Source organism: Nocardioides sp. TRM66260-LWL (assembly GCF_020075545.1).
In the GTDB taxonomy this organism is placed as follows: domain Bacteria; phylum Actinomycetota; class Actinomycetes; order Propionibacteriales; family Nocardioidaceae; genus Nocardioides.
The window spans coordinates 312,874-326,516 of record NZ_JAIQZK010000002.1; the positions used below are offsets into that span (position 1 = coordinate 312,874).

At 75.3% G+C, this 13,643-nt stretch carries 11 protein-coding genes; 5 read left to right on the forward strand and 6 right to left on the reverse strand.

Annotated elements, in window-relative coordinates:
- Nucleotides 1-34 precede the first annotated feature (34 nt).
- The 5 genes from K8Z61_RS07980 to K8Z61_RS08000 all read right to left on the reverse strand — a co-directional run bounded on the left by K8Z61_RS07980 (nucleotide 35) and on the right by K8Z61_RS08000 (nucleotide 6,001).
- Nucleotides 35-838, reverse strand: coding sequence for a hypothetical protein (locus K8Z61_RS07980; protein WP_224128238.1), 804 nt, complete (start codon nucleotides 836-838; stop codon nucleotides 35-37).
- A complete protein-coding gene (gene hrpA / locus K8Z61_RS07985; RefSeq protein WP_224128240.1) occupies nucleotides 835-4,755 on the reverse strand; it encodes an ATP-dependent RNA helicase HrpA in 3,921 nt (1,306 codons plus the stop codon). Before hrpA ends, K8Z61_RS07980 begins: the two co-directional genes overlap by 4 nt.
- A 54-nt stretch (nucleotides 4,756-4,809) precedes the next feature.
- Nucleotides 4,810-5,127 (reverse strand): hypothetical protein, encoded by a 318-nt coding sequence (locus K8Z61_RS07990; protein WP_224128242.1) that lies wholly within the window; start codon nucleotides 5,125-5,127, stop codon nucleotides 4,810-4,812.
- A 65-nt stretch (nucleotides 5,128-5,192) separates the two neighbouring features.
- Nucleotides 5,193-5,552, reverse strand: a complete 360-nt coding sequence (locus K8Z61_RS07995) for a HepT-like ribonuclease domain-containing protein (protein ID WP_224128244.1) — start codon at nucleotides 5,550-5,552, stop codon at nucleotides 5,193-5,195.
- The gene (locus tag K8Z61_RS08000; RefSeq protein WP_224128246.1) at nucleotides 5,549-6,001 is read right to left on the reverse strand and encodes a helix-turn-helix domain-containing protein; all 453 of its coding nucleotides are present in this window, start codon (nucleotides 5,999-6,001) and stop codon (nucleotides 5,549-5,551) included. Before K8Z61_RS08000 ends, K8Z61_RS07995 begins: the two co-directional genes overlap by 4 nt.
- 149 nt (nucleotides 6,002-6,150) lie before the next feature.
- Here K8Z61_RS08000 and K8Z61_RS08005 point away from each other — a divergent pair, with 149 nt between their 5' ends.
- The 4 genes from K8Z61_RS08005 (at nucleotide 6,151) to K8Z61_RS08020 (ending at nucleotide 11,899) form a co-directional block, all read left to right on the forward strand.
- Entirely contained in the window at nucleotides 6,151-6,861 is a 711-nt protein-coding gene (locus K8Z61_RS08005) for a response regulator transcription factor (protein ID WP_224128247.1), read from the forward strand.
- Nucleotides 6,862-6,869: 8 nt separating this feature from the next.
- Nucleotides 6,870-8,369 carry a sensor histidine kinase gene (locus K8Z61_RS08010; protein WP_407074475.1) on the forward strand — a complete coding sequence of 500 codons (1,500 nt, stop codon included), beginning with the start codon at nucleotides 6,870-6,872 and terminating at the stop codon, nucleotides 8,367-8,369.
- Between the two features lie 74 nt (nucleotides 8,370-8,443).
- Nucleotides 8,444-9,691, forward strand: a complete 1,248-nt coding sequence (gene rocD, locus K8Z61_RS08015; protein WP_224128249.1) for an ornithine--oxo-acid transaminase — start codon at nucleotides 8,444-8,446, stop codon at nucleotides 9,689-9,691.
- A 114-nt stretch (nucleotides 9,692-9,805) separates the two neighbouring features.
- Nucleotides 9,806-11,899 (forward strand): glycosyltransferase family 39 protein, encoded by a 2,094-nt coding sequence (locus tag K8Z61_RS08020; protein WP_224128250.1) that lies wholly within the window; start codon nucleotides 9,806-9,808, stop codon nucleotides 11,897-11,899.
- Nucleotides 11,900-12,018: 119 nt separating this feature from the next.
- On the opposite strand, the gene K8Z61_RS08025 is transcribed toward K8Z61_RS08020, so the two are convergent.
- Nucleotides 12,019-12,666 (reverse strand): TetR/AcrR family transcriptional regulator, encoded by a 648-nt coding sequence (locus tag K8Z61_RS08025; protein ID WP_224128251.1) that lies wholly within the window; start codon nucleotides 12,664-12,666, stop codon nucleotides 12,019-12,021.
- 108 nt (nucleotides 12,667-12,774) lie between these two features.
- On the opposite strand from K8Z61_RS08025, the gene K8Z61_RS08030 reads away from it, so the two are divergent.
- Nucleotides 12,775-13,611 carry an SDR family oxidoreductase gene (locus K8Z61_RS08030; protein ID WP_224128252.1) on the forward strand — a complete coding sequence of 279 codons (837 nt, stop codon included), beginning with the start codon at nucleotides 12,775-12,777 and terminating at the stop codon, nucleotides 13,609-13,611.
- The last annotated feature ends 32 nt before the right edge of the window (nucleotides 13,612-13,643 follow it).

Genomic DNA, 13,643 nt, shown 5'->3' on the forward strand with positions numbered 1-13,643 from the left:
GGGGCCGACGCCCCGGTGCGTCGGTCCTACCCGCTCAGCACCTTCCCACACTCCCGACCCGCGTGCGACGTCGGCGCGACCGACCGCGACGCGGGGCGAGAACGAGCCGCAGTCCCAGGTCGGAGACCACCGTCCAGCGGCGGGGCCGCTCGGGCGCATCGGCCTCGGGCAGATCCCGGTGGAGGACGAGGCCGGGCGGCAGCGCGAGGTCGGCGGCGACTCGGGCCAGGGCGGTACCGGGATCCGCGCAGCGCAGCAGCACGTCGACCCGGTCGGGGCGCTCGACGCCGCCGCGTCGGGACCGGGCGCCGACGGCCCGGAGCGCGTCGAGCAGGGGGCCGCTCCAGGCGGTGAGGTCCACGGGCTCGGCGGGCAGCGCGACGGCGTCGGGACGCTCCGGGCGCGCCCCGGCCACCAGCCCGGCCCACACCTCGTCGGCGTCGCGCTCCTCGTCGTTCCGCCGCACGAGTCGCCCGTCGAGGACCTCGCGGCGCGGCGGGCTCCCGTGCACGACCGCACGCGTGGCACCGAGGAGCGGCGTCACCTCGGCGGTGCCGGTGAGCCGCCAGCCGACGTCCGGACCGGCCCAGGCCTGCCCGCCGTCGGCGACGAGGTCGCCGGCCATCAGCACGGCCCGCGCGGGCGGACGCGCGTCGAGCAGGTGCTGGCCGTCGTCGACCAGCGAGACCCGTGCCGGGCCGGTGACGCGCACCAGCCCGCCGGAGCCGACCACGATCCGTCCGCCCTGGACCTCGACGAGGCCGCCGTCGCCGACGTGCAGCGTCTCGCCGTCGCGCACCGGCGCGGCGCGCCACGTGGTCAGGACCGAGCCGCTCATCCGTCGGCCGCCAGGGCCTTGCGGATGCGCTGGTCGCTGACCGGGGCCGCGGTGCCGAGCTGCTGGGCCCACAGCGAGATGCGGTACTCCTCGAGCAGCCAGCGCACCGTGCGCAGGGCCGCGCCGGGCGGTCGGCCCTCGGGCAGCGCCTCGACCCGGTGGAGCCAGGTGTCCTGGAGGTCGGCGATCTGGTCGGCCAGCTGCCGGTCGCGGACGACGGCCGGCGAGCCGCCGTCCAGCCGCTCGCGACGCACCCGCGCGGCCGCGAGGTAGGTCGGCAGCCGGCGCAGCTGCTGGGCCCCGGCGTCGGCGACGAAGCCCGCCGCCATCAGCCGTCCGACCTGCGCCCGGAGGTCGGTGAGCGCCGGCAGCAGCGGCAGCTCGGCGCGTCCGGTGAGCAGGCGGTCGAGCTCGCGCCACTCCCCCAGCACGCGCTGCACGTCGCCCAGCGTCGCGCGCATCCGCGGCTCCAGGTCGCGGGCCACCTCGGCCCGCAGCGCCTCGTAGGCGGCGGCGTCGCGGACCGGCGGACGCGCGTCGACGGCGTCGCCGAGCACCGCCAGCCGGCAGTCCTCGAGCAGCTCGGCGACGCTCGGGTACGGCGAGCCGGCCAGTCCGAGCCGCTCGAGGTTGCTGAGCGAGCCGAGCACGGCCGCGGACGGGTCGGGCAGCTCCAGCGCCAGCAGCCGGCGGACGCCGAGCCGGTGCCGGGCGTCGCGCTCGTCGACGGTGCCGAAGACCTGCAGGCCCACCGCGTCGCCCTCGTCGACCAGGCCCGGGAAGACGGTGACCTCGTGGCCCGCACGGCGTTCGGTGTGGGTGGGCGGGATCTCCCCGAACGTCCAGGACGTCTGCCCGCTGGCCGCGAGGCCGGAGGTGTCGGCGACCTCGGCGATGGCCTGTTCGAACTCGCCGGCCAGGGGCGCCTTGAGCGCGTCGAGGTCCTTGCCGCGCGCCTGCTCCGAGCCGGCGTCGTCGACGACCCGGTACGTGGGCCGCAGGTGCTCGGGCACCTTGCTCCAGTCCCACGCCTCGCGCGGCACGACGACGCCGGTGGTGGCGCGGCACCAGCGCTCGAGCGCGTCGAGCAGCGGCTCCTCCCCGGCCGGCACTCCGGCCAGGAACTCCCGGGCCTTGTCGGGCGCGGGGACGAACGAGACCCGCAGGCTCTTGGGCAGGCTGCGGATCAGGGCCGTCACGAGCTCCTCGCGCAGGCCTGGCACCAGCCAGGAGAAGTCGTCGGCGTCGACCCGGTTCAGCGTGGCCACCGGCACCTCGATCGTCAGGCCGTCGTCGGCGGCGCCCGGCTCGAAGTGGTAGCTGATCGGGAACGTGAGCCCCTCGCCCTCCCACGCCTGCGGGTAGTCGGCCTCGGTGACCTCCTCCGCGGTGTCGCGGGTGAGCATCGCGGGGTCGAAGGTGAGCAGCTCGGGACGGCGTCGGCGCTCGCGCTTCCACCACTGGTCGAAGTGCGCCCCGCTGACGACCTCCGCGCCGACGCGGGCGTCGTAGAAGTCGAAGAGCGTCTCGTCGTCGACGACGATGTCGCGGCGCCGGGCGCGGTGCTCGAGCTCGGCCGCCTCCTCGAGCAGGCGCCGGTTCGTGGCCAGGAACGGGTGGCGGGTGCGCCACTCCCCCTGCACCAGCGCATGCCGGATGAACAGCTCGCGCGCGACCTCGGCGTCCACCCGGCCGTACGGGATCAGCCGGTCGGCCACCAGCGGGACGCCGTACAGCGTCGCCCGCTCGTAGGCCATGACGGCCGCCCGCTTCGTCGACCAGTGCGGCTCGGAGTAGGTGCGCTTCACCAGGTCGCCGCCGAGCCGCTCGGCCCACTCGGGCTTGATCGCGGCCACCTGCCGCGCCCAGAGCCGGCTGGTCTCGACCAGCTCGCCGGCCATGACGAAGGACGGCGGCCGCTTGGCCAGCGGGCTGCCGGGGAAGATCGCGAACCGGGCGCCGCGGGCGCCGAGGTACTCCCGCATCGGACGCCGCCCGCGGCCAGGGCCGCCGGCGCCGCGCTCGACCTTCTCCCGCTCGTCCAGCAGGCCGATCTGGGACAGCAGCCCCGAGAGCAGGGCCTGGTGGATGCCGTCGGCGTCGGGCACGTCGGCGGGATGGCCGACCTGCACGTCCATCTCCTTGCACACCTGGCGCAGCTGGGACTCGAAGTCCTGCCACTCCCGCACCCGCAGGTAGTTGAGCAGCTCGGCGCGGCACAGCCGGCGGAACGCGTTGCCGGAGAGCTCGCGCTGCTGCTCGCGCAGGTAGCGCCAGAGCTCCAGCCAGGCGAGGAAGTCGGAGCCCTCGACCCGGAAGCGGGCGTGCAGCTGGTCGGCCTGCGCCTGCTGCTCCGCGGGCCGCTCGCGCGGGTCCTGCAGGCTCAGCGCCGCGGCGATCACGAGCACCTCGCGCACGCAGCCCAGCCGCTCGGCCTCCAGCACCATCCGCCCCAGGCGCGGGTCGATCGGCAGCCGCGCGAGCCGGCGTCCGAGCGGGGTGAGGGCCGGCCCGCCCCGCCGGTCGCCGGTCGCCGGCCGCAGCGCCTGCAGCTCCTCGAGCAGCTGGACGCCGGAGGCGACGTTGCGCCGGTCCGGGGGCTCGACGAACGGGAAGGCGCCGAGGTCGCCGAGCCCGAGCGAGGCCATCTGGAGGATGACGCTGGCCAGGTTGGTGCGCAGGATCTCGGGATCGGTGAACTCCGGGCGGCCCTCGAAGTCCTCCTCGGAGTACAGCCGGATCGCGATGCCCGGCGCGACGCGTCCGCAGCGGCCCGAGCGCTGGTTCGCCGAGGCCTGGCTGATCGGCTCGATCGGCAGCCGCTGCACCTTGGTGCGCACCGAGTAGCGCGAGATGCGCGCCAGGCCGGTGTCGACGACGTACCGGATGCCCGGCACGGTCAGCGAGGTCTCCGCGACGTTGGTCGCGAGCACGATCCGGCGGCCCACCGAGGAGGCGTGCGGCGCGAAGACCCGCTGCTGCTCGGCCGCCGAGAGCCGCGAGTACAGCGGGACGACCTCGAGCGTGCCGCTGCGGGCCGACGCCGTCAGCTCGCCCAGCGCCTCGGCGGTGTCGCGGATCTCCCGCTCGCCGGGCAGGAAGACCAGGATGTCGCCGGGGCCCTCGGCCATCAGCTCGCGCACCGCCTCGAGGATCGCCTCGGTCTGGTCGCGCTGCACCGGCTCGCCGTCCTCGTCGTCCTCGGCGAGGTCGAGCAGCGGCCGGTAGCGCACCTCGACGGGGTACGTGCGGCCCGACACCTCGATGATCGGCGCGGGCGTGCCGTCGGCGGCGGCGAAGTGCGCGGCGAACCGGTCGGGGTCGATGGTGGCGGAGGTGACGATCAGCTTGAGGTCGGGCCGCTTCGGCAGCAGCTGCTTGAGGTAGCCGAGCAGGAAGTCGATGTTCAGCGAGCGCTCGTGGGCCTCGTCGATGATGATCGTGTCGTAGCGCCACAGCATGCGGTCGCGCTGCAGCTCGGCCAGCAGGATGCCGTCGGTCATCAGCTTGACCCGGGTGTCGCGGCTGGTGCGGTCGGTGAACCGCACCTGGTAGCCGACCGGGGAGTCCTCGCCCAGGCCGACGCCGAGCTCGTCGGCGATGCGCTGCGCCACCGAGCGGGCGGCGATCCGGCGCGGCTGGGTGTGGCCGATCAGCCCGCCGCGGCGTCGCGTGCGGCCGTCGCGGCCCCGGTGCTCGGTGGAGCGCCCGCGGCCGAGCTCCAGGCAGATCTTGGGCAGCTGGGTGGTCTTGCCCGACCCGGTCTCGCCGGCCACGATCACGACCTGGTGGTCGCGGATCGCCGCGGCGATGTCGTCACGCCGCTGGCTGACCGGCAGGTCGGCCGGATAGCGGATGCGCAGCGTCCCCGGCGGGTCCGGCGCCTCGACGGCGGGGTCGGGGGTGCGCTCGTCCATGTCCGCGCCATCGTGCCAGGCTCCCCGGCACCGGACCCAGCCCGGTGGGGCGGGTCAGCGCGTCCAGGGCACGACCAGCGTCGTCCGGCGTCCGGCGGCGGGCAGGGCCGCGGACGGCACCGTCGCCGCGTCGCCGGGCCGGTCGGCGGACGACTGCCGGCCGGGCTGCTGGCCCGGACCTCGCAGGCCGCCCGGTCCGCGCATCCCCCCGGGACCCGGGCCGCGGCCGGAGTCGTCCGGGCTCGCCGCGGCGAGCGCCGCGGCGCCGCCTCCGCCCAGCGCGACGCCGGCGACCGAGACCAGGGCTGCGCTGCGCCAGCCCCAGGGACGCGGCGTGGTCGATCGGGGACTGCGGGTCTCGGCGCTCGTCATGAGCCCAGCCTCGGCACGGCGGCTGTCACCGGCCTGTGGCCGGCCGTGGACCGGGCTGAGCGACGTCAGCGCGCGGCGAGGATCCTCCGGATCTCGGCGGCCTCGCGAGGCAGATCGCGCTCGAGGGCGTTCCAGAGGATCCCGTGATCGACCGCGCCGTACTCGTGGGCGACGAGGTTCCGCATCCCGCGCATCGGACGCCAGCGCACCCGCGGGTGTCGCTCGACGACCTCGTCCCCGAGCCTCGACACCGCCTCGCCGATGCGCACGACGATCGCCTCGGCGGCGAGACGCAGCATCTCGTCGCCGTCGTAGGCCTCCCGGCCACGGGCGACCAGCCGGTCGGCCATGGACGCGAACCCGAGGAAGTCCTCCAGCACGCGCCGGGCGCCCTCGTCGACGGCGGCGTCCTGCGGTCCGCTCACAGCGGACGCGCCTCCGCCCTGATCCGCTCGTGCCCCGGGCGCAGCCCGGCGACGCTCACCACGTCGACCCGGACGCCCAGGAGGTCCTCCAGCGACTCGACGAGGGCTGCCTGGTCGAACAGCGAGGCGTCGGGAGCGAACGTGACCAGCAGGTCCAGGTCGCTGCCCGGGCGATCCTCGCCTCGGGCCACCGAGCCGAAGACCTGCACGTCGAGTGCTCGGTGCAGGGCCGCGATCCTCCGGACGTCACCTCGATGCCGGTCGAGCACGCGCGAGGGTCGCGGCCGGGCGGCCTCGTCGAGCCGGGCGAGCATCCTCGGCGACGGCCGGCGTCTGCCGGTCTCGTACGCGGCGATGTTCGGCTGGGACACCCCGGACAGCTCGGCGAGCTGGCGCTGGGTCAGACCCGCGCGGCGTCGGAGCTGCTGCACCGTCAGACCGTCATCCATGGGTCCCCCTTCCGACGTCGATGATATCGGCGATCTCGCGGATGCCGGCGGCGCCGATGACGCGTCCCGGCGCCCGACATCGCCGACCCCACCGCACGCACCGAGCGCCGTCACAGCGGACTCACAGACTCCTGCGGGAGGGTGCGGCCATGGACCTCACCCGCCCCGACGGCTCCCCGCTGCGCGTCCTGGTCGTCGACGACGAGCTCAACATCGCCGAGCTGATCGGCATGGCGCTGCGCTACGAGGGCTGGCAGGTCGAGCTCGCGCACACCGGCTCGAAGGCGGTGCAGGCCGCGAAGGACTTCCGTCCCGACGCGGTGGTGCTCGACATGATGCTCCCCGACTTCGACGGGCTGGAGGTGCTGCGCCGCATGCGCGGCAGCGACCCCGACCTGCCGGTCGTCTTCCTCACCGCGAAGGACGCCGTGGAGGACCGCATCGCCGGCCTCACCGCGGGCGGCGACGACTACGTGACCAAGCCGTTCTCCCTGGAGGAGGTCGTCGCCCGTCTGCGGGGCCTCATGCGGCGCGCCGGCGCCCAGCAGCAGGCCGCCTCGAGCGTGCTCGCCGTCGGCGACCTGACCCTGGACGAGGACAGCCACGAGGTCTTCCGCGCAGGCGAGGAGATCAGCCTGACGGCCACCGAGTTCGAGCTGCTGCGCTACCTCATGCGCAACCCGCGACGCGTGCTGAGCAAGGCGCAGATCCTCGACCGCGTGTGGAACTACGACTTCGGCGGGCAGGCCAACGTCGTCGAGCTCTACATCTCCTACCTGCGCAAGAAGGTCGACGCCGGCCGCGAGCCGATGATCCACACCATGCGCGGCGCCGGGTACGTCCTGAAGCCGGCCGGCTGAGCCGCCCGATGCGTCCGGTGCGTCCCCCCACGACCCTCACGGCGCGCCTGGTGCTGACCACGGCGCTGCTGGCCGTCCTCGCGACCACGCTGGTGGGGGTGCTGACGACCCTCGCGGTGCGCCAGTACCTCACCGACCAGCTCGACCGCGACGTCGCGACGTCGCTGGAGCGGGTGCGCCGCATCCCGCCCGCGGCCGTGCTCGACCCCGGCGGCCCCGGCTCCCCGGCGTCGCCGTCGCCGCAGGACGCCGACGGCGACGGGCGGCGCGGCGACCGGATCGGCCCCGGCGACGCCGTCGGGAGCCTCACGGCGCTGCGCGTGCCGGGCGTCGGCTGGCAGGGCTTCGCCACCCTCCAGGGGTCGGACGGCACCGCGGTGCGCCGCAGCCTGGACGCCGCGGCGCTCGCGCTCCTGGCGGACGTGCCCGCCGACGGCCGCGCGCACCGGGTCCGGCTGCCCGGCCTGGGCGGCTACGTCGTGGCCGTCACCCGCGACGGCGCCGCGGCCGCCGGGCTGCCGACGGCCGACGTCGACGACGTCGTCGCCGGCGTCGTGCGTGCGGTGGTCGTCCTCGGCCTGGTGGCCGCGCTGGCCTCGGCGGCGGCCGCCGCGACGCTCGTGCGCCGGCAGCTGCGGCCCCTGCGCGAGGTCGCCCGCACCGCGCACGCGGTGGCGGCGCTGCCCCTGGCCGACGGCGAGATCGCGCTCGACGAGCGGGTGCCCGCGCGGCTGGCCGACGAGCGCTCCGAGGTGGGGCAGGTGGGCGCGGCCCTCAACACCCTGCTCGACCACGTCGCGGGCTCGCTCGAGGCCCGGCACCGCAGCGAGCAGCAGGTGCGGCAGTTCGTCGCCGACGCCTCCCACGAGCTGCGCACCCCGCTGGCGACCATCGCCGGGTACACCGAGCTCGCGCGACGGCGTCCCGACGACGCGGCGATGGCCGGCGTCGCGCTCGGCAAGGTCGAGGAGGAGGCGGGCCGGATGACCGCGCTCGTCGAGGACCTCCTGCTGCTGGCCCGGCTCGACGCGGGCCGGCCGCTCGAGCGCGAGGCCGTCGACCTGACCCGGCTGTGCGTGGAGGCGGTCGCCGACGCGCGGGTGCTGGCCCCCGGGCACCGGTGGCGGCTGGACCTGCCCGGCGCCGCGGACGGCTCCCCCGACGGCCACGAGCCGGTGACGGTCGTCGGCGACCCGCTGCGCCTGCACCAGGTGCTCACCAACCTGCTCACCAACGCGCGCAAGTACACGCCGGAGGGATCGACGATCACGGTGCGGGTGCGTCCGGGCGGCCTCACGGTGCACGACGACGGTCCGGGGTTCCCGCCGGACCTCGTCGAGCACGCCTTCGAGCGGTTCGCGCGCGGGGACGCCGCACGCACGCGCCAGGGCGGCGTGGGGCTCGGCCTGGCGCTGGTGCAGGCGATCGTCGCCTCCCACGGGGGCACCGTGTCCCTGCGCTCGGCGCCCGGCGACACCGCGATCGAGGTCCGCCTGCCGCAGGCCTGACGCGGCCGCCGGCCGCCTGTTACCGTGGCATCAGATTGTCCGACAATCTGGCAATCGGACGAACGGAGGCCGCCATGACCGTCATCGACGAGCGCACCCGCATCGACAGCTCCGGCCGCACCGCCGGCGAGCTCGCCCGGGCCGAGGCGCGCACCGCGCACAACTACCACCCGCTGCCGGTGGTGATCGAGCACGCGTCGGGCGCCTGGGTCACCGACGTCGACGGTCGACGTCACCTCGACCTGCTGGCCGGCTACAGCGCGCTGAACTTCGGCCACGCCCACCCCGGCCTGCTGCGCGTGGCCCACGAGCAGCTCGATCGCCTGACCCTGACCAGCCGCGCGTTCGTGCACGACCGCTTCGCCGACTTCACCACCGCGCTGGCCGACCTGTGCGGCAAGGACCTCGTGCTGCCGATGAACACCGGCGCGGAGGCCGTCGAGACGGCGATCAAGGTGGCCCGCAAGTGGGGCTACGAGGTCAAGGGCGCCGCCCCCGACCGGGCCCGCATCGTGGTGGCCGGCGGCAACTTCCACGGACGCACCACCACCATCGTCGGGTTCTCCGACGACCCCGACGCCCGCGACGGCTTCGGCCCCTTCGCCCCGGGCTTCGCGATGGTGCCCTACGGCGACCTCGACGCCGTGCGCGCCGCGATCGAGGCCGACCCGACGAACACCGTCGCCGTGCTCGTCGAGCCGATCCAGGGCGAGGGCGGCGTCGTCATCCCGCCGACCGGCTACCTGCGCGGTCTGCGGGAGCTCTGCACGGCGGCCGACGTGCTGCTGATCGCCGACGAGATCCAGGCCGGGCTCGGGCGCACCGGCCGCACCTTCGCCTGCGACCACGAGGACGTCGTGCCCGACGTCTACGTGCTCGGCAAGGCGCTCGGCGCCGGGGTGGTGCCGGTCTCGGCGGTCGTGGCCGATCGCGACGTCCTCGGGGTCCTGAGGCCCGGCCAGCACGGCTCGACGTTCGGCGGCAACCCGCTGGCCTGCGCCGTCGGCCTGGAGGTCGTCCGGATGCTCGCGACCGGCGAGCACCAGGCGCGGGCCGCCGAGCTGGGCGTGCTGCTGGCCGACCGGCTCGACGCGCTCGTCGGCCACGGCCTGGTCGGGTTCCGCAGCCGCGGCCTGTGGGCCGGGCTCGACGTCGACCCCGCCGTCGGCACCGGCCGCGAGGTGTGCGAGCGCCTGCTGGCCCGCGGCGTGCTGGCCAAGGACACCCACGGCTCGACGCTGCGCCTCGCCCCGCCGCTGGTGATCTCCGCCGACGACCTCGCCTGGGGCCTCGACCAGGTGGCCGCGGTGGTCGCGGGCTGAGGTCCGCCCTGCCGGCGTCGGCTGCGAGCGACCCGGGACGGCCGGGGACGGCTCACAGCCGCCCGACAGCCGACGTCGACCGGGGGCCCAGCGGGCCGGTCGAGGGTGCTCGTCATGACCACCGTCGAGTCCCCGCCCGCTCGCTCGGGCCCCGCTGACCGTCCCGGCTCCGCGCCGGGCCCCTCCCCTGACGCGCCTCGCCGTCGATCCCGCTCCCTCGGGGTCGACGGCGAGCACCTCGGCCTCGTCGCCCTGCTGCTGGCCACCGCCGCGCTCTACCTGGTCGGGCTCGGCGCGTCCGGGTGGGGCAACGCCTTCTACGCCGCGGCCGCGCAGGCCGGCTCAGAGTCGTGGAAGGCCTTCTTCTTCGGCGCCTCGGACGCCGCCGGCTCCATCACGGTCGACAAGACGCCGCTCGCGCTGTGGCCGATGGGCCTGTCCGTGCGGCTGTTCGGGCTCAGCTCGTGGAGCATCCTGGTGCCGCAGGCGCTCGAGGGCGTCGCCGCCGTGGCGACGCTCCACGCCTGCGTGCGTCGCGCCACCGGCGCCGCCTGGCCCGCGCTCCTCGCCGGCGCCGTGCTGGCGACGACGCCCGTCGCGGTGCTGATGTTCCGCTTCGACAACCCCGACGCGATGCTCGTGCTGCTGCTGATCGGCTCCGCGTACGCCGTGCAGCGCGCCGTCGAGGCCAGCCGATCCGAGCTCGACGCCGCCGGACGTCCGGCCCGGTGGATCGCGCTGGCCGGCGCCCTGGTCGGCCTGGCGTTCCTGGCCAAGATGCTCCAGGCCTTCCTGGTGCTGCCCGCGCTCGGCCTGGCCTACCTGCTGCTCGCCGGCGTGCCGGTGCTGCGCCGGATCGGCCACCTGCTGCTCGGCCTGGCCGCCATGGTGGCGGCGGGCGGCTGGTGGGTGGCGGTCGTCGAGCTCTGGCCGGCGGCGTCACGGCCGTACATCGGCGGGTCGCAGCACGACTCGATCCTCGAGCTCACGCTCGGCTACAACGGCCTCGGCCGGCTCAACGGCGAGGAGACCGGCTCTGTCGGCGGCGGGGGCGGCACGGGCGGGCGCTGGGGCCAGACCGGCCTCCTGCGGCTGGTGAACGACGAGATCGGCGGACAGGTGGCCTGGCTGCTGCCGGCCGCGCTCGTCCTCGGAGCGGCCGCGCTGCTCCTGACGCGACGGCACGCCGCCCGTCCGCGGGTGCAGGCGGCCCTGGTCGTCTGGCTGGGGTGGCTGCTGGTGACCGGGCTGACGTTCAGCCTGATGGCCGGCATCTTCCACGCGTACTACACGGTGGCGCTGGCCCCCGCGATCGGCGCTCTCGTCGGCGTCGGCGCCTGGGCGGCCTGGGAGCACCGTCGCTCGACCCTCGGCGCGCTGACCCTCGGCACCGCGGCCGCCTTCACGGCCGCGTGGGCGTTCGTGCTGCTCGGCCGCGTCGACGCCTACGGCTGGCTGCGCTGGCCCGTGCTCCTGCTCGGGCTCGCCCTAGCCGGCGCGATCGCCCTGGCCGGGCTGCTGCCGCGACGCGCCGCGCTCGCCGTCGGCGTCGCGACGATCCTGGTCGGCCTCGCCGCGCCCACCGCCTACGCGATCTCGACGGCCGCCACCCCGCACACCGGGTCGATCCCGACCGCCGGCCCCGTCTCCGCCGACCGCGCCGGCGGTCCGAGGGGCGGGCCCGGAGGAATGGGCGGACCCGGGATGGGTGGGCCCGGGGGGACGCCGCCCGGCGGCCCGCCTCCCGCCGGCCAGCTCCCGGGTCAGGCGCAGGGCCAGGCGCAGGGTCAGACGCAGGGTCAGACGCAGGGCGGCGGGATGGGCGGGCTGCTCGACGCCGCCACGCCCAGCGCGGAGCTCACCGACCTGCTCACCGAGGACGCCGACTCCTACACGTGGGTGGCCGCCGCCGTCGGCTCGCAGTCGGCCGCCGGCTACCAGTTGGCGACGGAGCGGTCGGTGATGCCGATCGGCGGCTTCAACGGCAGCGACCCGAGCCCGACGCTCGCGCAGTTCCAGGCGCTGGTGGCCGCGGGCCGGGCGCACTGGTTCATCGCCGGCGGCGGCCCCGGCGGCGGGCCCGGCGGCGGGCAGGACGGCGCGAGCACGTCATCCCAGATCACGTCGTGGGTGGAGTCGACGTTCGCCGCCACCACCGTCGACGGGGTGACGCTGTACGACCTGACGGCACCGACCACGACGTCCTGAGTCCGTTCCACGGCGACTCCGTGACGCGTACGGCACCTCGCGGCCCCGAGGGAGGTGCCGTGCGCGTCACGGAGTGCAGGTTTCCCCGGATATCCGGGGAAACCTGCGCTGAGCGACCCTCAGACCCCGCCCTCGACCAGCCCGGCCACCGAGCCGGCGGGGAACGGCAGCTCGACGACGGTGGCGATGAGCGCCGGCAGCGCGTCGGAGATCAGGACGACGACCTGGTCGCGGCTCAGCGCGCTCGCGGGATCGGCCTTCCACAGCAGCGCCACCTCCTCGGCGAGCGCGGCCCAGCCGTTGACCAGCACCCGGGTCGCCGGGGTGTCGGGCACGAGCACGCCCTCGGCGTCGGTGCGGAAGACCCGGTCGGTGAGGGCGGCGCGCACCTCGTCGTAGATCTCGCGCAGGTGCTCGTCGCCGCCGGCCGCGCCCTTGACCAGCGAGAGGTAGCCCTCGTAGTTGGCGTCGACGTAGTCGACGTACGCGGCGATCGAGACGGCCAGGCGACGCAGCGGGTCGCCGTCGACGGGCGGGCTGGTCTGGGCGATGAGGTCGTCGGCGGCATGCCGCACGACGGCTCGGTGGAAGTCGTGCTTGTTGCCGAAGTAGTGGTAGAGCAGCCCGCGGGAGATGCCGGCCTCCTCGGCGAGCACGTCGATGCTCAGCTCCTCGAGGGAGCGGGTGGCCAGCAGGCGCACGCCGAGGTCGAGCAGCTGCGCTCGGCGCTGCTCGGGGGTGAGGCGGGTGCGGGTCGGGAGCGTCACGCCCCGATCCTATTGACGGATTTTCAATAGCGCCACTACCGTCGAGTGCGGTCGCCCGTCCTCGGATCCGCCCGCCCCACCGCCTCGACTCTCCCAGGAGCCCCTCGCATGAAGAACCTCGCCGACAAGGTCGTCGTCATCACCGGCGCCGGCTCCGGCATCGGCCGCGCGCTCGCCCTCAACCTCGCGGCGAAGGGCTCGATCCTCGCGCTCTCGGACGTGAACGAGGCCGGCCTGGCCGAGACCGTCGACCTCGCCAAGGCCGCCGGCGCCAAGGAGGTGCGCTCGGACCGCCTCGACGTCGCCGACCGCGAGGCCATGACCGCCTACGCCGACGCCGTGGCCGAGCAGTTCGGCCGGGTCAACGTCGTGGTCAACAACGCCGGCGTCGCCCTGGCCGGCGACTTCACCGACCTGGCCTACGAGGACATCGACTGGATCATCGGCATCAACTTCTGGGGCGTCGTCCACGGCACCAAGGCGTTCCTGCCGCACCTGATCGCCTCCGGCGAGGGCCACCTGGTCAACCTCTCCTCCCTCTTCGGGCTGCTCTCCATCCCCGGCCAGTCGATGTACAACGCCTCGAAGTACGCCGTGCGCGGCATGACCGAGGCCATCCGCGAGGAGATGCTCATCGCCGGCCACCCCGTGGGCGTCACCTCGGTGCACCCGGGCGGCATCAAGACCGCGATCGCCCGCAACGCCCGCGTGTCGGCCAAGGAGAACAAGGAGGCCACCGCGCGCCTGTTCGACAAGAAGCTCGCCCGCATGACCCCCGAGCGGGCCGCCGAGATCATCGTGCGCGGCATCGAGAAGAACCAGCCGCGCGTGCTCGTCGGCCTCGACGCCCACGCCCTGCACACCTTCGCCAAGCTCACCGGCGCCCGCTACCAGGACGTCGTCGCCAAGGTCTCCAAGCGGACCCTCCCGGCCAAGATCGTCTGAGTCGCCGCGACGACGCAGCGCGTCCGGCACCT

Bases quoted from the DNA above. Each gene is read 5' to 3' on its own strand.
- K8Z61_RS08010 (WP_407074475.1), top strand. From the start codon at position 6,870: ATGCGTCCGGTGCGTCCCCCCACGACCCTCACGGCGCGCCTGGTGCTG.
- K8Z61_RS08030 (WP_224128252.1), top strand. From the start codon at position 12,775: ATGAAGAACCTCGCCGACAAGGTCGTCGTCATCACCGGCGCCGGCTCC.
- K8Z61_RS07980 (WP_224128238.1), bottom strand. From the start codon at position 838: ATGAGCGGCTCGGTCCTGACCACGTGGCGCGCCGCGCCGGTGCGCGAC.
- hrpA (WP_224128240.1), bottom strand. From the start codon at position 4,755: ATGGACGAGCGCACCCCCGACCCCGCCGTCGAGGCGCCGGACCCGCCG.
- rocD (WP_224128249.1), top strand. From the start codon at position 8,444: ATGACCGTCATCGACGAGCGCACCCGCATCGACAGCTCCGGCCGCACC.
- K8Z61_RS07990 (WP_224128242.1), bottom strand. From the start codon at position 5,127: ATGACGAGCGCCGAGACCCGCAGTCCCCGATCGACCACGCCGCGTCCC.
- K8Z61_RS08000 (WP_224128246.1), bottom strand. From the start codon at position 6,001: ATGGATGACGGTCTGACGGTGCAGCAGCTCCGACGCCGCGCGGGTCTG.
- K8Z61_RS08020 (WP_224128250.1), top strand. From the start codon at position 9,806: ATGACCACCGTCGAGTCCCCGCCCGCTCGCTCGGGCCCCGCTGACCGT.
- K8Z61_RS08005 (WP_224128247.1), top strand. From the start codon at position 6,151: ATGGACCTCACCCGCCCCGACGGCTCCCCGCTGCGCGTCCTGGTCGTC.